23 protein-coding genes and 1 tRNA gene are annotated in these 21,878 nt (G+C 62.5%); 11 read left to right on the forward strand and 13 right to left on the reverse strand.

Annotated features, from left to right (window positions below):
* Position 1: 1 nt before the first annotated feature.
* The 4 genes from rpsP to IRL76_RS06975 form a co-directional block, all read right to left on the reverse strand.
* Positions 2-523, reverse strand: a complete 522-nt coding sequence (gene rpsP / locus IRL76_RS06960; RefSeq protein WP_200984048.1) for a 30S ribosomal protein S16 — start codon at positions 521-523, stop codon at positions 2-4.
* 34 nt (positions 524-557) lie between these two features.
* Positions 558-2,030, reverse strand: a complete 1,473-nt coding sequence (gene ffh, locus IRL76_RS06965; protein ID WP_200984049.1) for a signal recognition particle protein — start codon at positions 2,028-2,030, stop codon at positions 558-560.
* A gap of 178 nt (positions 2,031-2,208) precedes the next feature.
* Positions 2,209-2,284 (reverse strand) — tRNA-Ala (locus IRL76_RS06970).
* A 90-nt stretch (positions 2,285-2,374) separates the two neighbouring features.
* Entirely contained in the window at positions 2,375-2,713 is a 339-nt protein-coding gene (locus tag IRL76_RS06975) for an FYDLN acid domain-containing protein (protein WP_200984050.1), read from the reverse strand.
* A 169-nt stretch (positions 2,714-2,882) separates the two neighbouring features.
* Between IRL76_RS06975 and aroA the strand changes: the two genes are divergently transcribed.
* The 10 genes from aroA to IRL76_RS07025 all read left to right on the forward strand — a co-directional run bounded on the left by aroA (position 2,883) and on the right by IRL76_RS07025 (position 11,478).
* On the forward strand, positions 2,883-4,196 hold the full coding sequence (gene aroA, locus IRL76_RS06980; protein WP_200984051.1) for a 3-phosphoshikimate 1-carboxyvinyltransferase: 1,314 nt from the start codon (positions 2,883-2,885) through the stop codon (positions 4,194-4,196).
* 5 nt (positions 4,197-4,201) lie between these two features.
* Positions 4,202-4,450, forward strand: coding sequence for a CBU_0592 family membrane protein (locus IRL76_RS06985; protein WP_200984218.1), 249 nt, complete (start codon positions 4,202-4,204; stop codon positions 4,448-4,450).
* A complete protein-coding gene (locus tag IRL76_RS06990) occupies positions 4,447-5,067 on the forward strand; it encodes a (d)CMP kinase (protein WP_200984052.1) in 621 nt (206 codons plus the stop codon). The genes IRL76_RS06985 and IRL76_RS06990 overlap by 4 nt, the downstream gene beginning before the upstream one ends.
* A gap of 71 nt (positions 5,068-5,138) precedes the next feature.
* Complete coding sequence (locus IRL76_RS06995; RefSeq protein ID WP_200984053.1) at positions 5,139-6,089, forward strand: bifunctional helix-turn-helix transcriptional regulator/GNAT family N-acetyltransferase; 951 nt, start codon at positions 5,139-5,141, stop codon at positions 6,087-6,089.
* Positions 6,090-6,163: 74 nt separating this feature from the next.
* Positions 6,164-6,787 (forward strand): DUF2238 domain-containing protein, encoded by a 624-nt coding sequence (locus IRL76_RS07000; RefSeq protein WP_246450047.1) that lies wholly within the window; start codon positions 6,164-6,166, stop codon positions 6,785-6,787.
* 155 nt (positions 6,788-6,942) lie between these two features.
* On the forward strand, positions 6,943-7,314 hold the full coding sequence (locus tag IRL76_RS07005; RefSeq protein ID WP_200984055.1) for a hypothetical protein: 372 nt from the start codon (positions 6,943-6,945) through the stop codon (positions 7,312-7,314).
* 274 nt (positions 7,315-7,588) lie between these two features.
* Positions 7,589-9,292 (forward strand): 30S ribosomal protein S1, encoded by a 1,704-nt coding sequence (rpsA, locus tag IRL76_RS07010; protein WP_200984056.1) that lies wholly within the window; start codon positions 7,589-7,591, stop codon positions 9,290-9,292.
* Between the two features lie 125 nt (positions 9,293-9,417).
* Complete coding sequence (gene gloB, locus IRL76_RS07015) at positions 9,418-10,173, forward strand: hydroxyacylglutathione hydrolase (protein ID WP_200984057.1); 756 nt, start codon at positions 9,418-9,420, stop codon at positions 10,171-10,173.
* A 2-nt stretch (positions 10,174-10,175) separates the two neighbouring features.
* Positions 10,176-10,502 carry a DOPA 4,5-dioxygenase family protein gene (locus IRL76_RS07020; RefSeq protein ID WP_200984058.1) on the forward strand — a complete coding sequence of 109 codons (327 nt, stop codon included), beginning with the start codon at positions 10,176-10,178 and terminating at the stop codon, positions 10,500-10,502.
* Between the two features lies 1 nt (position 10,503).
* Positions 10,504-11,478: an NADPH:quinone oxidoreductase family protein gene (locus IRL76_RS07025; protein ID WP_200984059.1), complete on the forward strand. Its 975-nt coding sequence runs from the start codon at positions 10,504-10,506 to the stop codon at positions 11,476-11,478.
* Positions 11,479-11,535: 57 nt separating this feature from the next.
* On the opposite strand, the gene IRL76_RS07030 is transcribed toward IRL76_RS07025, so the two are convergent.
* The 8 genes from IRL76_RS07030 to IRL76_RS07065 all read right to left on the reverse strand — a co-directional run bounded on the left by IRL76_RS07030 (position 11,536) and on the right by IRL76_RS07065 (position 18,202).
* A complete protein-coding gene (locus IRL76_RS07030) occupies positions 11,536-12,114 on the reverse strand; it encodes a F0F1 ATP synthase subunit B family protein (RefSeq protein ID WP_200984060.1) in 579 nt (192 codons plus the stop codon).
* Positions 12,107-12,601: a F0F1 ATP synthase subunit B family protein gene (locus tag IRL76_RS07035; protein ID WP_200984061.1), complete on the reverse strand. Its 495-nt coding sequence runs from the start codon at positions 12,599-12,601 to the stop codon at positions 12,107-12,109. Before IRL76_RS07035 ends, IRL76_RS07030 begins: the two co-directional genes overlap by 8 nt.
* Before the next feature lie 84 nt (positions 12,602-12,685).
* The gene (locus IRL76_RS07040) at positions 12,686-12,913 is read right to left on the reverse strand and encodes a F0F1 ATP synthase subunit C (protein ID WP_040964046.1); all 228 of its coding nucleotides are present in this window, start codon (positions 12,911-12,913) and stop codon (positions 12,686-12,688) included.
* Between the two features lie 40 nt (positions 12,914-12,953).
* On the reverse strand, positions 12,954-13,739 hold the full coding sequence (locus IRL76_RS07045) for a F0F1 ATP synthase subunit A (protein ID WP_200984062.1): 786 nt from the start codon (positions 13,737-13,739) through the stop codon (positions 12,954-12,956).
* A gap of 46 nt (positions 13,740-13,785) precedes the next feature.
* Entirely contained in the window at positions 13,786-14,112 is a 327-nt protein-coding gene (locus IRL76_RS07050) for an AtpZ/AtpI family protein (protein ID WP_200984063.1), read from the reverse strand.
* A 189-nt stretch (positions 14,113-14,301) separates the two neighbouring features.
* A complete protein-coding gene (locus tag IRL76_RS07055) occupies positions 14,302-14,706 on the reverse strand; it encodes a YdbL family probable chaperone protein (protein ID WP_425504515.1) in 405 nt (134 codons plus the stop codon).
* Positions 14,706-14,891 carry a YnbE family lipoprotein gene (locus tag IRL76_RS07060; RefSeq protein WP_246450048.1) on the reverse strand — a complete coding sequence of 62 codons (186 nt, stop codon included), beginning with the start codon at positions 14,889-14,891 and terminating at the stop codon, positions 14,706-14,708. The genes IRL76_RS07055 and IRL76_RS07060 overlap by 1 nt, the downstream gene beginning before the upstream one ends.
* A gap of 74 nt (positions 14,892-14,965) precedes the next feature.
* A complete protein-coding gene (locus IRL76_RS07065; RefSeq protein ID WP_200984064.1) occupies positions 14,966-18,202 on the reverse strand; it encodes an intermembrane phospholipid transport protein YdbH family protein in 3,237 nt (1,078 codons plus the stop codon).
* A 59-nt stretch (positions 18,203-18,261) separates the two neighbouring features.
* On the opposite strand from IRL76_RS07065, the gene radC reads away from it, so the two are divergent.
* The gene (radC, locus tag IRL76_RS07070) at positions 18,262-18,972 is read left to right on the forward strand and encodes a RadC family protein (RefSeq protein WP_200984221.1); all 711 of its coding nucleotides are present in this window, start codon (positions 18,262-18,264) and stop codon (positions 18,970-18,972) included.
* Here radC and IRL76_RS07075 read toward each other — a convergent pair.
* The gene (locus IRL76_RS07075; RefSeq protein ID WP_200984065.1) at positions 18,969-21,752 is read right to left on the reverse strand and encodes a DUF3857 domain-containing protein; all 2,784 of its coding nucleotides are present in this window, start codon (positions 21,750-21,752) and stop codon (positions 18,969-18,971) included. The two genes, radC and IRL76_RS07075, sit on opposite strands and share 4 nt — an antisense overlap.
* Between the last annotated feature and the right edge of the window lie 126 nt (positions 21,753-21,878).

A 21,878-nucleotide genomic window follows, 5' to 3' on the forward strand; every position in this document is an offset into this window, starting at 1 on the left:
CTTACTCGGCCTTTTCTTCGGCTGCGTCTTCGGCCGGAGCCTCTTCAGCAGCAGCTTCCTCAGCGGGAGCTTCCTCAGCGGCAGCTTCTTCGGCCGGAGCTTCTTCGGCAGCGACTTCTTCAGCGGCAGCTTCTTCAGCCGGTGCGTTGGCTTCTTCCTCGGCAGCCTTGGCAGCTTCCTCGGCTTCGGCAGCCTTGGCAGCCTTCTCTTCAGCGCGTTCCTTGGCAGCTTCGCCCGGTTCGCCCTTCTTCGGGTTGTTGCGCGGTGCACGCTCAAGGACGCCGGCGGCGTCGAGGAAGCGGTGGACGCGGTCGGTCGGCTTGGCGCCAACGCTCAGCCAGTGACGTGCACGGTCTTCGTCGAGCTTCACGCGCTCGCCCGAATCCTTCGGCAGCATCGGGTTGTAGGTGCCGATCTGCTCGAGGTACTTGCCGTCACGCGGGCTGCGCGTGTCGGAGACGACGATGCGGTAGTAAGGACGCTTCTTGGCGCCACCGCGCGAAAGACGGATTGCAACTGCCATTTGATATTACCTTTCGAATGTAAACGTCTGAAACTTATTTCTTCTTGAGCAAGTCCTGGAGGTCGGGGGGAAGCGTGTCCATGTCCACGCCCGGTCCACCCGAGGGCCCGCCGAGACCGGGCATGCCACCCGCTCCACCCAGGCCCGGCATAGCGGCGCCGAGGCCGCCTTTGCCGAACAGGGCGCCGAGGCCCTTCAAACCGCCCATCTTCTTGATCTGCTTCATGGCGCGCGCCATTTCCTGGTGCATCTTCAGGACCTTGTTGACCGACTGCACATCGGTGCCCGAACCGGCCGCCACGCGCTTCTTGCGCTTTGCATTGAGCAGTTCGGGACGCTTGCGCTCCTTGGGAGTCATCGAACCGATGATGGCATCCATGTGCACGAGGACCTTGTCGTCCATCCCGCTCGCCGCCATCGCCGCCTTGGCCTTCTTCATGCCGGGCATCATGCCTGCGAGCATGCCGAGGCCGCCCATCTGCTGCATCTGGCGAAGCTGCATGCGCAGGTCGTCGAGGTCGAACTTGCCCTGCGCCATCTTCTTGGCGAGCGCTTCGGCTTCGTCCTGCTTAATCGTCGCGGCGGCCTTCTCGACCAGCGAAACCACATCGCCCATGCCGAGGATGCGACCGGCAACGCGCTTGGCATCGAAAGCCTCGATCGCGTCGAGCTTTTCGCCCGTACCTGCGAACTTGATCGGCTTGCCGGTGACATAGCGCATCGACAGCGCCGCACCGCCGCGGGCATCGCCGTCCATACGGGTCAGCACGACGCCGGTCAGCGGCACCTCGCCGGTAAAGCTCTGCGCGACGTTGACCGCGTCCTGGCCGGTCAGGCTGTCGACCACCAGCAGCACTTCGGTCGGTGCCGAGACGCTGGCAATTGCCTTCATCTCGGCCATCAGCGCTTCGTCGACGTGGAGGCGACCTGCAGTGTCGAGCAGAAGCACGTCGGCGGCCTGCAGCTTGGCGCTCTCCATCGCACGGCGGGCGATATCGACCGGCTGCTGGCCCGGAATGATCGGCAGGGTAGCGACGTTCACCTGCTCGCCGAGAACCTTGAGCTGTTCCTGCGCGGCGGGGCGATTGACGTCGAGCGACGCCATGATCGCCTTCTTGCCGTGCTTTTCCTTGATCAGCTTGCCGAGCTTGGCGGTCGTAGTCGTCTTACCCGAGCCCTGCAGACCGACCATCATGATGACGACCGGCGGGCGCGCGGCGAAGTTGAGTTCGGCAGGCTCGTCGCCGCCGAGCATCTCGGTCAGTTCGTCGCTGACGATCTTGACGACCTGCTGTCCGGGCGTGACCGACTTGAGGACTTCCGAACCGATCGCCTTTTCGGTGACCGCATCGACGAAGCGGCGCACGACAGGCAGCGCGACGTCGGCTTCGAGCAGTGCCACGCGGACCTCGCGCATGGCATCGCGCACGTCCTGCTCGCTGAGCGCACCGCGCCCGCGCAGCTTGTCGAACACATTGCCGAGACGATCGGACAGGTTGTCGAACACGTGCCTACTCCAAACCCCGGCGCCGCAACGGATGCCGGAAAACGCGAAAAACGCCGGCGGACGAGAACTCGTCGGCCAGCGTGGGGACAAGCCCCTGTAATCCCAAACTAATGCCCGGGTGTGATGGAAGCAGGTCGCAGCCGTCGCCACGACCCGCTACCATCAAATCCGGGTGAAATGGTGGAGCCTAGCGGGATCGAACCGCTGACCTCTACAATGCCATTGTAGCGCTCTCCCAGCTGAGCTAAGGCCCCGAGCCATTTCCTGCGACACGTCCTGGGAGGCGTGTCACCCTTGCGGGAGGCGCCCAATATAAGGGCCCTCACCGCAATGCAACAGCAAAATTAGCTATCGTCGGAATCGTCGTCGTCGCCCTTCGACTTGGTCTCGACGCCGAGGTCGTCGTCGCCGCCGAGGTCGACTTCGTTGTCGGGCGAATCGTCGTCTTCGTCGATGTCGATGTCCAGATCGTCATCGTCGTCGCCACCGAGATCGCTGTCCGCCTCGATGTCCTTCTTCTTCTCTTCTTCGAAGGGAATCGGCTGCTTCGACTTGAGCACGGGCTCCGGATCCCATTCCTCACCGCATTCGATGCAGGTGACGGGATCGTCCTTCGTCAGATCGTAGAAGCGAGTGCCGCACTTCGGGCAGGTACGCTTCGTGCCCCATTCCGGTTTGACCATGTGTAATCCTTGGTTTTCTGCTCCGTGACATACCGCTCCGGAGCGCTTGAATTCGTATTGTTGATGATGGGATCCCGGAGGCCGGGAATCAACTGCGCGCGCGCCTTGCCAGACTGTTTTCGCGCTGTCAAAGCGCTCGCGCGCAAAGCCACGCCAACCAAGAGATTATGTGACCTCACACCGCTTTCAACCCTCTGGCCCTCTTACCGGCCGCATTCGCGTGCCGGGCGACAAGTCGATCAGCCACCGCTCGCTCATGTTCGGCGCGCTCGCTGTCGGACGTAGCCGCATTTCCGGCCTGCTCGAAGGCGAGGATGTCCTTGCCACCGCCGCGGCCCTGCGCGCCATGGGTGCGATGATCGGACGCGATGGGGATGACTGGATCGTTGACGGTGTCGGCGTCGGCGGATTGCTCCAGCCGGAGCAGGCGCTCGACATGGGCAATTCCGGCACCTCTACGCGCCTTCTTATGGGCCTTGTCGCCAGCCACGGCATCACTGTGGCCTTCACCGGTGATGCCAGTCTGTCGAAACGGCCGATGCGGCGGGTGATCGATCCGCTTTCCACCATGGGGGCGAGCTTTACGCCCTCCCCCGGCGGTCGCCTGCCGCTGATGATGAAGGGGATGCAGCCGGCGGTGCCTATTGAATACCGCCTCCCCGTGGCGAGTGCACAGGTGAAGAGCGCAGTGCTGCTGGCGGGGTTGAACACGCCGGGCATAACGACGGTTATCGAGCCGGTGCCCACCCGGGATCACACCGAGCGCATGCTGCGCGGTTTCGGAGCCGACCTGACCGTCGAAGAAGCCGAGGGCGAGCGTATCATCCGCATCCATGGTACCGCAGACCTTCACCCCTGCGACATCACCGTACCGGGCGACCCCTCCTCTGCCGCTTTTTTTGCAGTGGCGGCCAGCATCGTGCCCGGCAGCAATCTCGTCATCGAGAACGTCGGCCTCAATCCGACACGCGATGGAATCTTCCGCGTCCTGGCACAGATGGGCGCGGACATCGAAAAGCTCGACGAGCGCGAAGTCGGGGGTGAACCCGTTGCAGACCTTCGGGTGCGCCATTCTCAGCTTAAGGGTATCGAAGTCGATCCCGATGTCGTGCCGAGCATGGTCGACGAATTTCCCGTGCTGTTTGTTGCCGCTGCGATGGCAGAAGGCACGACGGTAACCAGCGGGCTCGAGGAGCTGCGCGTCAAGGAAAGCGATCGCCTGTCGGCCATGGCCGCCGCCCTTACCGGAGCAGGCGTCCCGCTGGAGGAGCTTGAAGACGGCCTGGTGATCCAGGGCAGCGGCGGCGCACCCTTGCGCGGCACTGCCAGCAAGGCGACCGAAACCCATCTCGACCACCGCATCGCAATGAGCATGGCGGTAGCGGGCCTAGCCAGCCGCGACGGGGTCGAGGTCGATAGCACCGAGCCAATCGCCACGAGTTTCCCGAACTTCATGACGTTGCTGGACGAGGCGGCAGCGTGAACGGAATGGATATCTACACGCTCGTCGGCTTTGTCGGCATGGCCTGCATCATTGGCGCTTATGCGTATTTGACCGCCAAGACGAAACCGAACCCGTTCGTACTTCACGGGACCAACCTTGCGGGCGCGGCCTTGCTGACGGTTTCGCTGCTGGTCCACACCAACCTGCCGAGCCTGGTGCTCGAGGGTTTCTGGGCAGCGATTGCGATCTACGGATTGGTGAAGGCGATGCGCGCCCGGAGAAACCCCGCATGATCATTGCGGTCGATGGCCCCACGGCCTCGGGCAAGGGCACCATTGCCAAGGCGCTTGCCGCGCACTTCGGCCTGCCGCACCTCGATACAGGCCTGCTCTATCGCGCGGTCGGGCGGCAGGTGTTCCTCGACGGCGGCGACCCCGGCAACGGAGGCGATGCACTGGCGGCGACCAGCTTCCCCGACAGCCTGCTCGACGATCCCCACTTGCGAACCGAAGAAACCGGAGGGCTGGCAAGCCGGGTTTCGGTTCATCCTTCGGTGCGACAGGCGCTCTACGAACGCCAGCGCCAGTTCGCCCTGCAGGAAGGTGGCGCCGTTCTCGACGGACGCGATATCGGGACGGTCATCGCTCCGGAGGCCGAGGTAAAGCTGTTCGTCACCGCCAGCGTGGCAGCGCGGGCGAAACGGCGTTTCCTCGAGATGCAGCAGCGCGGCGTCAAAGTGACGCTCGCAGAAATCGAAGACGACCTGCGCCGTCGGGACGAACGCGATACCAACCGGGCAGTCGCCCCACTCGTTCCGGCAGCAGACGCTCATGTAATCGACACCAGCGCACTGGATCGCGACGCGGCGATCGCTGCGGCGATTAGTGTGGTGGAAAAAGCACTCGACTAAGTCCTGAGCCGCCTCTTGCCATGCGGTCTCTAATTCCATAACCTGTTATATAACACGTTATGGAGATTCGCATGGTCGACGTCGTTGCGCAGATGGGCCCAGCCTTCCTCGGCAGCAGGCTGAAGCGCCTTGGCGAGCGGATGCAGGCCAGCGCGGCGCAGATTATCGCCGATGCCGGCATCCCCCTCCAGCCGGGTCACATGGCAGCCATGGCTGCACTGCGCACCGGACCGAAGACCATCGGCCAGCTCGCAGACGCCAGCGGCACCAGCCAGCCGGGCATGACCCGCACCATCGGACAGCTGACAAAGCTCGGCATGGTGGCCGATGTCGAATGCGACGACCAGCGCAGTCGTATGATTGGCCTCACGGCTGAAGGCACACGGACCGTCAACGTGATCGCGTCCGACGTCTGGCCGCGCGTCGGCATGGCCGCCGAACAAATTCTGGACCGTCTCGAAGGCGATTTCCTTCGCCAGCTCGCCGTTATCGAGGAGTCGCTGTCCGAAGCCTCGATCGCCGAACGGGCCATGCAATCGGAACCGGGCCGGCTGACCCTGCTCGGCTGGGACCCAGCCCTCGCCCACGAGTTCCATGACATCAACGCCGAGTGGATCGAGGCGATGTTCGTTCTCGAACAAACAGACCGCGACGTCCTCGAAAATCCGCAGGAACGGATCATCGATTCCGGCGGCGACATCATGTTCGTCCACGCAGCCGGTCTCGGCATCGTCGGCGCCTGCGCCTTGCAGAAAACGGGCCCAGCAGCTTTCGAACTCACCAAGATGGGTGTCCGGGAAAGTGCGCGCGGCCTCAAGGCCGGGGAGTTCTTGCTCGAAGGCATGATCGATCGGGCGCGCCAACTAGGTGCCGAAAAGCTCTACCTACTGACCAATCGCAAGTGTGCCGCGGCCGTCCACCTCTACGAGAAGCTGGGCTTCGAGCACGATGCCGGGATCATGGCAGATTACGGCGCCCGCTATGATCGATGCAACGTGGCCATGCTCTACACCGGTGTCTGAGACCGACTGCCACTTGCCGCATGTCGGGCGCGGCAATTAGTATCCGGTCCGGCGACCACGGAGGGGAGCGTGCGTTGAACAAGGACTATGAGACCAAACTGATCGGGCTCAGCGCCGTCTGGGCTCTCGCCCTCCTCGCCTCCGGGTGGTCTCCCCATGACCGCGCCACCTGGTGGATGGAGGTCGCCCCGGCGCTGATAGCACTGCCCATCCTGTGGCTGACCGGAAAGCGCTTTGAGCTGACCACGTTAGCCTTGGCCCTGATCGGTTTCCACGGACTCGTGCTGATGCTCGGCGGAGCTTACACCTACGCCCGCGTGCCGGTCGGCTTTGCGGTGCAGGACTGGCTGGACCTTGCACGCAACCCCTACGACCGCTTCGGACATTTCATCCAGGGTTTCGTCCCGGCAATCGTTCTGCGCGAGCTGCTCATCAGGCTGGGTAGCCTGCGACCGGGCTGGTTGCTGACGGCCCTCGTAATGGCCTGCTGCCTGGCCGTGAGTACTTCCTACGAACTGATCGAGTTCGGCGCGGCAATGGCGCTAGGCCAAGGGGCGGACGAGTTTCTCGGCACCCAGGGAGACCCTTGGGACACCCAGTGGGATATGCTCATGTGCCTTGTTGGAGCGCTCGCTGCTCTCATGTTGTTGACGAAGCTCCACAATCGCCAATTGTCGCGGGTAAGTGCGAGCAGCTGACAACCGAGTAGCCTTCAGGGGCATTGCACAAACCTCCCGACAGGCGCAGAAGTCCGCCACCGAATGAGGTCGCGATAGGGTCGCCCATGGGCGCCGACGCGCATTCGTGACAAGCACGACATGTGGTGTCCCGCCCCAAAGCAGGGAGAGCACCTATGAAGAAGTTGCTTTTTGCAGCGGTACTGCTGAGCTTTGCGCCAACTTCGGCGCATGCTGAACACTGGGACGTCATTGGCCAGAAGCTGAAAAATGGGTGCACGATGGGCCAGTACATGGCCATCGTGAAGGACTTCAACACGTGGGGTAAGAGCTACGGCTATTCGACCACAATCATCACCCCGATCCAGGACGCCGACCAGGCGACCTTCTGGTGGATAGGAAAGACGCCAAACGCCGCCAAATTCGGTGCAGCCTGGGACGCCTGGCGCGATGCGCAAGCAGACGCCAGTTCAGCTCCGGCCAAACTCCAGGCGCGCTTTGATGCTTGCGCCGACAATACGAGCCGCAGCGGGTACGACGCCTGGTAGATACCGACGGGCAATGGCGGGGACGCAATAATAGGGCGCGTCCTCGCCATGCTTCCCCCCTCAAGTCCGATGCAATTTCCTTGCGTTTCGCGCTTTCATCGCCTAGGCGCGCGCCCGTTCTCCCAATCTCCGGATTGAAGGACCTTCGCGGCGGCATGGGGCCTCGCGGAGAAGTCGGCCTCTTGCCCCGTACGGCCCGCAATGGTGCGAGCAGACGGAGAAAGACCCCGGGAAAACCGGCGGCCGGTAGCAAAACGATCGAAGGACTATCCATATGGCAACCTCTGCCAATCCAACTCGCGACGATTTCGCGAAGATGCTCGACGAGCAGCTCGGTGGCGCCGATGACGGCGGCTTCGAGGGTCGCGTCGTCAAGGGCACCGTCACTGCCGTCGAGAACGGCTATGCAATGATCGACGTCGGCCTCAAGAGCGAAGGCCGCATCGACATCAAGGAATTCATGCGCGGCGAAGGCGACACGGCACCGGCAGTCGGTGACGAAGTCGAAGTGTTCGTCGACCGCGTCGAGAACGCCGACGGCGAAGCAATGCTGTCACGCGACCGCGCCCGCCGCGAAGCCGCCTGGGACAAGCTGGAAAGCGAGTTCGGCGAAGGCAAGCGCGTCGAAGGCCGCATCTTCGGCCGCGTCAAGGGCGGCTTCACCGTCGACCTCGACGGCGCCGTGGCCTTCCTGCCCGGTTCGCAGGTCGACATCCGTCCGGTGCGCGACGTCGCTCCGCTGATGGACATGGCCCAGCCCTTCCAGATCCTCAAGATGGACCGTCGTCGCGGCAATATCGTCGTTTCGCGTCGCGCGGTGCTTGAAGAAACCCGCGCCGAACAGCGCAGCGAGCTGATCAACGACCTGACCGAAGGCCAGGTGATCGACGGCGTCGTGAAGAACATCACCGACTACGGTGCGTTCGTCGACCTCGGTGGCATCGACGGCCTGCTGCATGTCACCGACATGAGCTACAAGCGCGTCAACCACCCGAGCGAAATGATCGAGATCGGCCAGACCGTGACCGTCCAGATCATCCGCATCAACGAAGACACGCAGCGCATCAGCCTCGGCATGAAGCAGCTCGAAAGCGATCCGTGGGACGGCGTCGCCGCGAAGTATCCGATCGGCATGAAGATGACGGGCACCGTCACCAACATCACCGAATATGGCGCCTTCGTCGAAATCGAACCTGGCATCGAAGGCCTGGTCCACGTTTCGGAAATGAGCTGGACCAAGAAGAACGTCCACCCGGGCAAGATCGTTTCGACCTCGCAGGAAGTCGAAGTCATGGTCCTCGAGGTCGACAGCGACAAGCGCCGCATCAGCCTCGGTCTCAAGCAGGCTCAGCGCAATCCGTGGGAAGAGTTCGCGGAGAAGCACCCGGTCGGCACCAAGGTCACCGGCGAAGTCAAGAACGCAACCGAATTCGGCCTGTTCATCGGCCTCGATGGCGACGTCGACGGCATGGTTCACATGTCGGACATCGCATGGGGCATCTCGGGTGAAGACGCCCTCGCCCTGCACCGCAAGGGCGAGCAGGTCGAAGCCGTCGTTCTCGACGTCGACACCGACAAGGAACGCATCAGCCTCGGCATGAAGCAGCTCGAAAAGGGTGCTCCGACCGAAGCCGGCGCCGGCAGCTCGCTGCGCAAGAACGAGGTGGTCACCGTGACCGTTCTCGAAGTGCGTGACGGCGGTCTCGAAGTGCAGGTCGGCGACGATGGCGCCACCGGCTTCATCAAGCGCTCGGACCTCGGCCGCGACCGCGACGAGCAGCGTCCGGACCGCTTCCAGCCCGGCCAGAAGGTCGACGCCATGGTCACCGGTTTCGACCGCTCGAAGAAGCCCAACTTCTCGATCAAGGCTCGCCAGATCCACGAGGAAAAGGAAGCCGTGGCACAGTTCGGTTCGTCGGACTCGGGTGCATCGCTCGGCGACATCCTCGGCGAAGCGCTGAAGAAGAAGGAAGACTAAGTTCTTCCCACCTTTTCGAAGGTAATCAGGAAGGCCCGCTTGCGAGACCCGCAGGCGGGCCTTTCCTCATTGGGTCGCGCGTCCTACATTCAGGCATCCATCGCGCTGAAGGACAGCAGACCGCCATGCTCGAAGTTCACCAGTTTCCCTGCCTGTCCGATAATTACGGCTACCTGCTCCACGATCCCGAGAGTGGTGAGACCGCGGCAATCGATACGCCCGACGGTGCCGAATATCTCAAGCAGGCCCGCGAGAAGGCGTGGCAGATCACCCAGATCTGGAACACTCACTGGCATCCTGACCATGCCGGCGGGAATGCCACCATTGTCGAAGCGACGGGAGCAAAGGTCATCGCTCCCAAGGAAGTCGAACGTATCGCGCCGATCGACCGCGTGGTGAGCAATGGCGATGCAGTGATGCTTGGCGATTGGCAGGCGCGCGTGATCGACGTGTCGGGCCACACCAACGGCCACATCGCCTACCACGTCTCAAATGCTGACTTGGCATTTGTCGGCGATAGCGTGTTCGCGCTTGGCTGCGGGCGGATGTTCGAGGGTCAGCCGGATCAATTCTGGCACAGCCTCGAGCGGATCAGGCAATTGCCGCCCAACACCCTGCTCTACTGCGCGCATGAATACACCGCATCGAACGCTCGCTTCGCTCTTCATGCCGACCCCGACAATGCGGAACTTCGTCTCTATGCCGCCCGTGTCGAGGAAAAGCGCGCCAAGGGCGAGCCGACCGTGCCCACGGTTCTTTCGCGCGAATTGCTGACCAATCCCTTCCTGCGTGCCGACAGCGCTGAACTGCGCGACCGCTGGGGCGGAACGAACCCCGCTGAGACCTTCGCCGCCCTGCGCCACGCCAAGGACAATTTCTGACGATGGCGATCCGGGGCTATCACGCGCACATCTATTTCGATCCGCCCGAGCTCGAGACTGCGCGCGCCTTCGCCAAGGCAGCTTACGAAACATTCAATGTGCCTGTCGGACATTTCCACACCGCACCGGTCGGACCGCATCCGCGCGGATCCTGCCAGCTTTCGATGCGTCCCGAACAGTTCGCGGAATTTGCTGCCTGGGCCTCCGAGGCGCGTGGGGATCTGACCATCTTCGCGCATGGCCTCAGTGGCAACGATCTCGATGACCACACGAAATACGTCATCTGGTTCGGCCAGTCGGAAGCACTCGACATAACGATTTTCGACTGAGATGAAGGCCGTTCTCGTCAGCAGACTGTCGGACGACCTTTCAGGCGTCGCGCTCGCCGATTTGCCCGTACCGGAATGCGGCGAAGGCGAGGTCCTGGTAAGGGTGCGAGCGGCATCGCTCAACTTTCCCGACCTGCTGATGACGCAGGGCGGATACCAGTTCAAACCCGAGGTGCCCTTCGTTTCCGGCCTGGAAATGGCAGGCGAGGTCGTCGAGGCACCGGAAGGATCCCCGTTCGCAGTTGGCGATCGCGTCATGGGTGGCGCCAAGACCGGCGCCTTTGCCGAATACGTGGCTCTCTCCGCATCCTCGCTCCGCCCCATACCCGAGCGCCTCTCATTTGCCGCAGCCGCCTCGATGGGCGCGGCCTACCACACCGCATATGTTGCGCTGGTCGAGCTTGGGCACTTGCAGCCTGGACAAACGGTCTTGGTCCACGGTGCCAGCGGTGGTGTCGGTCTCGCCGCGTGTGACCTCGCCAAGGCATTGGGCGCCAACGTCATTGCCGCCACCCACCGCCAGGACAAGCTCGGGCCGATAGAGAGCATTGTGAAACCGGACGCGGCCATCCTCAACACCGGGCGGTTTCGCGAACAGGTAGCAGAGCTGACCGATGGTCGCTTGTGTGACCTCGTCTACGACCCTGTCGGCGGCGACGTGTTCGACGAGAGCACCCGGTGCATAACCTTCGGCGGCAAGCTGCTGGTCATCGGCTTCGTCGCGGGGCGCATACCCGAGATTGCGGTCAATATTCCGCTCATAAAGGGTTTCTCGGTGGTCGGAGTGCGGGCCGGGGAATACGCCCGCCGCTTCCCCGAACGGGGCAAGCGTATCGCAGCGGAGCTTGCTCGACTTGCGAGCGAAAGGCGAATTACGCCGCACGTCGACCGAATTCTCCCGCTCGACCGCTGGCGCGAGGCGTTCGAGGCCATGCAGCGCGGCGAGATCATCGGGAAGATCGTATTGGAACCCTGAATCGAAAAGGGCGGCCCCGCAGGACCGCCCTCTCGATTTCTCACCTATCGACGCGGATCAGATTCCCGCGATGACCTTGTCGGCCAGCGAGCGATCGGCATCGGCGTCATGCTTTTCGGCGATCAGCTTGCGGCTGGCTGCGGTTGCGGCGTTGACGGCACGATTGCGGACATCCTCCACCGCTTCACGCTCGGCAGCAGCGATCTTGTCTTCCGCCATACGCTTGCGGCGTTCGACCATCGCCTTGCTGTCGGCTTCGGCCTTCTCGAGGATGGCGTCGGCTTCATGCTGCGCGTTGGCGAGCATGGCTTCGGCGTCCTTCTCGGCACCGGCGATCTTAGCGGCATATTCGTTGCGAAGCGCCTCGGCTTCCGCACGGAGCTGCTTGGCTTCGTCCAGCTGGTCCTTGATCGCGGCGATCTTGCTGTCGAGCCCGCCGGCGATGGTCTTGTGAACCTTGGCGCCGAAGAAGGCGATCAGGAGCAGGACGAACATCGCGATCGAAACCACCTGGAATGGTGCAAGGCCAAACAGTTCGGGTTCGGCATGGGTCGGCGCACCGCCATGGCCTTCTTCGACGAAGGCTTCGGCTGCTTCCGTGGCGAAGACCTCGGGTGCGGCGGTTGCTTCAGCCATGAGTCATTGCCTCCTTGACGGCCTTACTCGCGGCAGGCTTGGTCACCTTCACCCCTGCGAGGCGAGAGACGATGTCCTGTGCGGCCTCGACAGCCACATCCTGCACTTCGGCGAGCGCCGCTGTGCGGGCTTCGGAGATCCGCACTTCCGCTTCCTCAAGCTTCTTGTCGAGACGCGCCTGCGCAGCCTTGAGCTTCTTGTCGGACGAGGCAGCCGCGTCGCTCTTGGCCTTGGCGACAATCGCCTGGGCCGCGGCGCGGTTCTCGTTCTCGCGCACCCGCCATGCCTCTTCCTGCTCGTCGGCGGCATCGCGAGCGGCCTTGGCAGCGGCGAGGTCGGCGGCGATCTGGGAATCACGCTGGGCAACCGTCTCCATCACCTTGGGGACCATGCCCCGACCGATGACGAAAAAGGTGATGCCGAAGAAGACCAGCAACCAGAAGACCTGGCTGGACCATGTTTCGGCAAGCTGTGCTATCTGTGGCATGTCAGCTCTCGAAAGGCGGGTACGGGGTAATCTTGCGGCCGGTCGGAACAAACCCCGACCGACCGGAATGACTGATCGTTGCTATTAGGCGACGAAGATCAGGATCATTGCAACGACGAACGCCAGCAGGCCGAGAAGTTCGGCAGCGGCGAAGCCGATGAAGAGGCGGCCCTGCTGGCCGTCGGCAGCGCCCGGGTTGCGCAGAGCGCTTTCGAGGAACGAACCGAAGACGTTACCCACACCGATGGCGGCCATGCCGGCACCGATTGCAGCGAGACCGGCGCCAACCAGCTTTGCAGCTTCTACTTCCATGACAAACTCCTTTGGGAAATCAGATATATTGAAACGAAACTTAGTGAAGGTTCTCAGCGTCGTTGATGTACAGCGACGTCAGAAGAGCGAAAACGTAGGCCTGGATGCCGGCCACCAGCAGTTCCAGCGCGCAGATGCCGATCATCAGCAGGAAGCTCGGCAGGCCGACCACGCCGGTCCACAGGGCTCCGGCATTGGTGCCGTCGATCACGAAGCTCGAAAGCACTTCAAGCAGGACGTGACCGGCCATCATGGCGACGAAAAGTCGCAGGCCGAGGCTGAACGGACGCACCATGAACGAGATGAACTCGATCGGCGCGATCACCGGGATCATCGGCAGCGGCGTGCCGTGCGGCACGAACAGGCTGAAGAAGTGGAGACCGTGCTTCCAGAAGCCGACCAGGAGGACGATCGAGAAACTCAGGATCGCCAGCACGCCAGTCACGGTGAAATGGCTGGTAAACGTGAAGGGATGGAGGCCGATAACACCAAGCGGCATGAGGCCGAGGAGGTTGGCGAAGAGGATGAACATGAACAGGCTGAAGACGTAAGGCACGTACTTGCGCCCTGCCTTGCCAATGTTCGCTTCGAGCATGTTGTCGATGAAACCGGTGAAGGTTTCTACCATCATCTGCCAGCGTCCAGGCACGAGCTCGCGCTTCATGCCGCCGGCGACGAAGAGGAAGAGCACCACGGTGGTGATCAGCATCCACAACGCGCTGTTGGTGAAGGCGATATTGTAGCCCATGAGCTCCCAGTTGGCCGAACCGGCAATCGGTTCGATCGTGAACTGGTGCATCGGGTCGACTTTGGCTTCGACTGCCACGTCTCGCTAACCCCTAAATCCTGTAAACAGCGCCCCGAAAGCCCGGTCAGGGCTGATTGTCGGGGCGCACATTAGCCGCACGGATGATGTTCCTGAAGGCGACCACGATCCCGAGGAACAGGCCGACCAACAGACCCCAGGGATTGGTGCCGGTAAAATAGCCGATGGCATATCCGATCACCGATCCGCCGAGGAGCCCGCCAAGAAGATCCGCCAGTACACGGTTGCCGCTACGATAATTCGCGTCGGCACCCGATGCCTGCGGGCGGTTGCGCTCCTCTTCACGCTGCTGTGCGGCTTCAAGCCGCTTTTCCAGCGCATCGATCCGCGCATCCTCCTGGATGGGCTCCCGTGCGGGCTCGTCGTTGCTCATGCCTTGCTCCTTTTAAGGGGGTTGCGCGGCACGGGCACGGACTTGCCCGCCGAGGGCGCCGCCCCCTTAGAAGGGGGGCATGGGCGAGTCAACACGCCAGACCCCTGTTTCGCGCCTCTATGGCTCAAAGTATAACCCCGCCGCCACTGGGGCGACGGGGCAAGCGGTTAGGAAGTTACCTTTCCTGACTTAGGGACAACGCGAATCGCGCAGTGGAGCGCCTGCGCCGCGGGTCGCCCAGCTACCGTCCGGAGCCTGGTACTTTTCGCCCGGCGCGGTGGCCAGGATCGCCTGGCAGCCTGCGGTCAACGCATATTCCTCAAGCGTGGCGTTGGTCGCCTTGGCACGTTCTGAGTAGACCGCGCGGCGCTTGATGTTGATGTCGTTGACGATGCGCTGCAACTCGGCGTTCGATGCGCCGACAATGCCGAGATAGCCGTCCATTTTCTCGCCTACCTGCCCGCTGGCGCGAGCAGCGGCATAAGCCGGATCGCGCTGGGCAAAGGCGGGGCTCGCGATGCCGCCAAGAGCGGTCGCGATCGCGGCGGTGGCCAGCACCGCCCTGGAAATTCGCTTGGTCATCATGTCACCCATCAAAAAATATCCGCGTTCTCTTCGATTGTGTTCCCCGCGTCTTCAGCGAGGCGATAGATCACTTCCTGGCGGATGTTGACGTTGAGCTCGATCACGATCGGCTCTTCGGGCGCATTCACTGTGATGCATCCGGCAAGCGCGAGCGGAGCAAGCGTAGCCGCCGCCATCCGTTTCGCACCGTGCATCGCCCTGCTCCCCTGCATGACAGGGTTTGTCGCAGCGCTTGCGCGGTCCGTCAATTCAACGGTCTTCATAGCCCCTACTCGCTTTCCTGCTCCTGAATGGTGGGTTCATCCGGAATTACGTCTTCCGGCTCGATTTTAGGTTCGGCCTCTTCGCCGGTCACGGAGCGGCGCAGCAGGCGTTTGCCATCGTCGGACAACAGGCCCAGCTCGCGCGGGTCGCGTACGGCAGAGGGATCGTAAAGCGCCTTCATGCTGGTCAGCAGCTGGTAGAACTGCGCGCGGATGTTGATCCGGAACTGGAGCGGCAGCTTGGCCAGCTGCTTGGTCACGAAGTTGGACTTGGCGCCCTCACCCTGGCTCACGCCATCGAATCGCACGCGAGTGACGATCTCGCCCGTAAGCGGACCTTCCATAATTACGCGCATCTGGTCGTAGTTGAGACTCTTGAGCGCATCGAAGGCGAAATTGGCGATGGGTGACAGGTCCTTGTATGTCAGTTCGCCGACATAGGACACGTTCCCTCCCGGTGGACGGGAGATGAGGACGCCAGTATCAATCTTGCCGTTGCCGTTCGCATCGAAGACAATTGGCACCGTCCCGTCGAAGGTGCCGGTCGCAGAGATATTCTCCAGTTCCATCTGGGCCACAAACTGCGCCGCCTCGAGTCCGACGATCTCGAAGATGTAACGTCGCTCCTCACTGACGCCGAAGTTGAAGTCGACATCGCGCAAGAGCAGTCGTCCACCCATGAAGGGCCAGCTGCCGCCTGCGACGGCGAGCAGGGTTCCATCTCTCAATGCGAACTCGATCTCGCCATCGAGCACTTCGATACCAGGGTTGATCGAGGCAACTCGCAGCTTCTGGTTCGGAGCGGTCGTAAGATTGAGCAGATCGGTGAATTCGATCGTGCCGCTGGCGCCCTTCACCGGGCCGAATGCAGCAGCGAAATCGAGACCTTCGGTGCCGAATGTTCCAGAACTGGTAACGTTTCCGTTGGCGGCCCAGTCTATTCGTCCCTTGCCGGTGACCGTTCCATCGGCATTGGCAATGACACCCAATGCCAAAGGCGTAAGCTGATCGGGCTGGAGCCTCTCGTCGAATACCAGGCCAGGGACATCGAGATTGGCGTGCCCCGCCCCAGTCGCGAGGTTGTGCCTGATGTCGGCAATCGTGACGAGGCGATCGGTGCCCGGATGGCGCAATTCGGCGCGAGCGAGGATGACATTGTCTTTCAAGGTCAGCCCCGCCCCGCGTGCAGCAAGCGGCTCGAAGCGGTCAGGCTCATTGCGATCGAGCAGGCGGAATGCGCTGTCGGCGATTGTCACCGTGCCCGCCGTGTAGTCCCAATTGCCCCACGCTTCGCGGATATCGAGAGGGACCGCAGCCAGCGTTACATCCGCATCGGTGAAGGTTCCGGCAATATTGTCCCCGATCCTTGCATCGAGATCCGAGATCCGGAACCTGCTCGCGGTAGCCGCCGGCCCAAGCGCAACATCGACCTGCCGTGCCGTCATTACACCAGGATAAGCAAACCCGACCGGTCCCGAGGACAGTCTGATCGGCGTTTCGCCAACATAGCCCGACAAATCCAGCGACGTCGCACCGGCAGCGATCCGCATCCCGTCGGCGCCATTGGAGAAAATTGATCGGCCTCGCGGCGGGCACAGGGTCAATCGGTGCTTGTCGAAGCGCAGGTTGGCCAGCTCCAGCTCGTCGAAGCCGATATCAGTGCAACTGGTCCAGATTGCCACGGCTCCACCAGGAGCCCAGCGGCCGTCGAGAGGCACACGTAGGTTGCGCGCCCTACCCCCTGGGAGAGGGCCGCTCGCCTCGATTTCGCCGGCGAAACGAAGCGCCCCGTCGCTTGCCTGGTCGACCAGCAGTCGGGGGATTGCGATTGCCGATCCTTGGGCTTCATATCGCTCCATAGCGAGGCGAAAGAGCGAATTGCCATTGCTTGCCCGCTCCATACGGCCAGTCAGTCGCGGAAGGTTGGACCCACCGGTTGCGATATTCCCGGCAAACCGCGAAGGCTTGTCGCCACCGCTTGCTATCTCGACCCGCGACAAGGAGAGAATTCTGGCACCGCTGCCACCGCGAAGTTCTGCCTGGGGAGCCAGGAACGAAATGCGCCTGCCGTCTTTGCGGAACCGGACGTCCGCCTGCAGGTCGCTGCCACGTGCCTCGGCGGCGAGGGCGTTGGCCAATTTGCGCGTGATCGGAGCCAGCAACGTGTCCTTGCCGGTGCGCGCCAGCCCTTGAAGTGCATCGAGCGACTGCTCACCCAACCGGATGCCATTGCCTTCGACAGCACTGTCGACCTTGATCCGCTCGAAGCCTTTGGAGGCCCTCAGCTGGCCTTCGGCGGTGAGGACTGCGGCGAGCGCCTGCGGCGACTGTGCACCTCTGGCGGCCAGCGAATAGCGTGCGGTGGACACAACATCACGCAACTGCGCCCTCACTGTTCCCGATAGTGAAGCGGCGGCGTATTCCCCGTAGCGGGTCCTGCCGCCATCGATAGACGCCTGCAGCGATGGATTGGCCAATGCATCGTCGAGCGACGCATTCATCTGCACGGCATAGTCGGACAGGGAGAGGCCATCCGAACCACAGACCAACGTGGCGAGGCGGATGGGCCCCTGGAACTTCGGTCTCCCTGATGCGACGCTGATCCTTCCGAAGGCGGTAGCATCGCGGGCATCGCAATTTGGGGTAGACAAATTGGGTGCAGTCGCCGCCAACAATCCCGAAAAGCCCCCGTTTAGCCGACCCGAGCCGTCCAGCTTGAGTCCCATCGGCCCGAATTCGCTTTCGATCAGGCCTCGCCCGTCGCGTATCGTCAGGTTCAGATCAGGAAGTCCCGGCGGCTGGTCGCTCTCGGCGAAGATCACCTTGTCGAGCGATCCGAAACTGAGTTTTCCATCGAGATAAGTGCCATAGATCCTGGGCTTCACGAGCAGGACGGCGCCGATCTCGGGCAGGCCGAGCCGGTAACGCAATCGTACAACCACCTTTTCGGCAGTGAAATCGGGGGCGGCCGGATCGCCGATAACGAGATTCGATAGTACCTGATTCGTGCCGGCGATCTTCTCGATCTCGTAAGTTGCTGGAAGTCCATAAGATTCGAGCTGGTCGGCAATGATATTGTTCGCGATTCTCTCGCGGGAAAACCATGCAACTATGAGAGCGGCAAAAAGTACGGCGAGCAGCGCACTGGGAACCGCGTAGCGCTTCTTGCGCAAGCGGGAGCGCGGTCGAATTTCCTCACCGCCGTAATCCAGAAATTGACCGTCTTCCGCGTCCCTCTCCATTGAACCCACACTTGCGCGAGCCGCGCACGAAAGGCAATCAAGTGTCTGAAACGTATCGTGTGGGGGTTTGGTTGCCGGACAATGCGAATAATTCGGCTGCCCATTCAGGGACCGGCCACCGCGAACGGCTTCGTCAACGCCTGCTGAAGGGTGGAAGCGAGGCGCTGGCCGACTATGAGCTGCTGGAGTTCCTTCTGTTTTCTGCCATCCGGCAGGGCGACACCAAGCCACTCGCCAAGGCACTGATCGCGCATTTCGGTTCGTTTTCGGCAGTGCTCAATGCCGAAGCCGGGGCACTGCGCCAGGTCAGGGGAATGGGCGAAGCGAGTGCCGCCGCGCTCCATGCCGTTGCGCTTTCGGCACGACGGATGACCCGGGGTGTGGTGGAAGACAAGCCGGTACTCGGCAGCTGGCAGGCGCTCCTCGATTATCTGGCCGTCGACATGGCTCACCTCACGGTCGAACGCGTACGTGTGCTCTATCTCAACACGCAGAACCGGCTGATCCTCGACCACCACGTGGGCGATGGCACTATCGATGAAGCGGCAATCCATCCGCGTGAAGTCATCCGCAAGGCGCTGGACATCGGGGCGACCGCGCTGATCCTCGTGCACAACCATCCCAGTGGCAATCCCGAGCCCAGTCGCGCGGACATCCAGATTACCCAGCGTATTGCAGAAGCCGGGCGCCTGCTGGGCGTCACGGTCCACGATCATGTGATCGTCGGGCGAAGTGGGCACGTTTCACTCCGCGCGAAAGGGCTGGTCTAACGCTTAGGTGAGATGCCGTAGCGCTGGTAGCGTATGGCAATGTCGGGCGACAGGCGCAGGGCATGCTCGATGTCCTTCCTCCCATCGGCCTGGCCCGTCCCCAGTCGGATGATGCCGCGCAAATAGAGGCTCGCTGCCTGTTCGGGCTGCTTGCGCAGTGCTGCTTCGAGGTCGTCCAGCGCATCATCTTCGCGACCCAGGCGATGGAACAGCAGGGCTCTGCTATCGAGAGCGGCAGCGCTGTACCCGCCCGCCTTCACTGCCTTGTCGCAAAGCTGCTCACCGTCCGCCACGCGGTAATTCCAGGTACCCATGAACCAGCACTGCGAATTGAGGACCAGTTCATCGCCGGGGCGATCCTTGAGCACTTCCTCGAGCATCTTCCAGGCTTCCTCGACACGTCCGGTCGGGCCGGCGATCTCGGCGAATACCTGCGCAAGGGAGGAACGGTCATCACCACTTACGTCGATAGCATCGAGTACCGCGAGCCCTTCTTCGGGCCGTCCGGCGACCGACAGGGCGTTCGCATACGCCGTGCCGTGGGCGAGGTCGCCGGTCAGGTCGTAGGCGGTTTCGGCGGCGAGGACCGCCTCGTCATAACGACCGGCATCGGTGAGGATTTCGGCGCGTGTGGAATAGGCCAGCGCAGTGCCGTCGATATCGATCGCCCTGTCGATGTCGGAAAGCGCCGCATCGTAGTCGCGCGCCATGGTGTAAAGGGCACCGCGCAACATGTAGTAGTTGCTCTCCTCCGGCATCAGTTTGACGAGCGCATCAGCCCCTTCCCGCAGACTCGCAACGCGCTGGGCAATTTCCTTGTCGTCGAATTCCCAATAGCGGCGCGGGGAAGCGATCTTCACCTCGGGGTCGGCGCTAGCCAGCGCGCGCATCGCAGCCTTCTCGGCAGGAATGTCCGTGGCCGGAATTTCGACCGGCACGAAACTGGACGAATCCTTCACCTTTACCACGCCCTTGTCGAGCGACAGCGAACGTTCAAACCTGGTGCCGGCAATCGTCCGAGGCGCGAGGTTGCCAGTGCCCGTCACGCTCGCGCCTGCGCCGCTTTCAGGCAGGATGATGACCGCTTCCTCGGCAGAGGTCATCGGGCCTCCCACCTTGTAGGGCACGTTCCGCCATGCCGCCCTCGCGCGGTCCGGGTCGAACGCCCAGTTGGTCGACGCGGTGTAGATCTTGAAGGTCGCCGCATCCTGGTCGATCTTGAACGAGTCGCTCAGGATGCCCTTCGCCTTCAGTCTTCCGGTCCCGGTTGAGGGGTCGTAAGAGAAAGCGGCATCGTAGACGACGCTGTCGAGCACATCCTCCATGTACTTCTGGGCATAGGCGATGGCGATCTTTGGATCGCTTTCGCTCGCCCTCGCCCGCATTTGCGCGCCGAGCACGCCATGCGTTTCCACGTCGATTTCATAGAGTCCGGGAAGATCGACGCCGCGAGTGAAGTCGTAGGTGATGCGCATGATCCGGTCAGGCACGGTCGGCCAGCGCTGCTCCATCCGCACAAGTTCCGAACCGTCTGCGCGGATCGGCAGGGCATAGACGAAGTTCGGCACCTCGCGCAGCGTGTCGAGGCGCGCACCTGCGCTTGTACCGTCGAGCCAGTAATCCTCGCCATCGACCTTCGCGCGAACGATGACGTGGTCAAAAGCGCCGGGCAGCGGCTGCCATGCCGAAACCGCGTCGCCATTGGTGGCATTGACCATCACCGCCTCGGCATCGACTCCCAGCTCGCGCAGCATGGCAAGCAGCAGCAGGGTCTTGGCCTTGCAGTCGCCGTAACGCAGGGTCCAGGTTTCTTCCGGCGTTTGGGGCAGGTAATTGCCGCCATCCATCCCGTTCATGAGGTAGTTGACCTCGTCCTGCACACTCTGGAGGGCAAGCGCCACCCGTTCCAGGGGTACGGAGGTGGCAGACCGGATCCGTGCGACCTCCTTCGCCAGCGGCGAGCCCGGTACGATCGCACCATCGGTCCGGTAGTGTGGAGCCATGACGGCAGCCACATCGGACCAACTGGCAAAGCTTCCCGCCATGATCGCCGGTGTCAGCTGGAAACGCCCTGGCGCGTCGGTGGGCATCTCGATGGGCTGGGCGATAGGTAGCATCACTTCGATAGTCTCGAAGCCCTTTGCCCTGGTAACGGTGGGCTGCGGCGCCCCGCCAAGAGTGGCGTGAGTGATGTGGGCCGATTCCGGCCATGAGATGCGCAACCGCCCGAAACCAAGGCGTGTGGGTTCAGCGGTCAGCGCCTCGGTCGCCTGCATCGATCCAGCCAGCGCCTGATCGCGACTGGTGGTAGTGCTGGAGAATCTCAGCACGTCGCCGACCTTGATGCCGGGAATCTTGAACAATGCCGTGAGCGCGCCGTTCACCGTACGCCGCTCGAGCTCGGTCTCGCGGCGGATGATCTCGGGGCGCACGCCCTGCGCCACCAGGTCGATGATCTTGCCGTCGCGCAGTATCTGCAGGCGATGGATCGTCAGGTCGCCCTTGTCGGGAAGCCAGCCGAACTGCACCGTACCGAGGCGGGCGAGCACTTCTGTATTGCGCACGTCGTAAGCGATATCGGTGTATCGGCTGACCACGCCGTCTTCGAGCCGTAGCTGGCGGTCGAAGACCACGACTTCCTGCTTCTTGGCCAGGGCCGTGTCGAAATCGAACGGGGCCACCCACGCCGGGGCCTCCGCAAACCTGACTTCCTCGCCAGCAAGGGCGGGTACTGAAATGAAGGCAAGCGGCGCGACCGCAAGCAGGAAACCGGCTCTCACAAATGTCTCTCCCAAGACTTTGGAGTGAGCGTATACCCAAGCTGCGCAGTTGCAATCGGTTTGTCGCTTGTAGAGAGCATTTCGTCGCCATATGCGCACGAGTTCACTCTGGATGGCTGCCCTCTA

It is taken from the genome of Qipengyuania soli (assembly GCF_015529805.1).
GTDB lineage: Bacteria > Pseudomonadota > Alphaproteobacteria > Sphingomonadales > Sphingomonadaceae > Qipengyuania > Qipengyuania soli.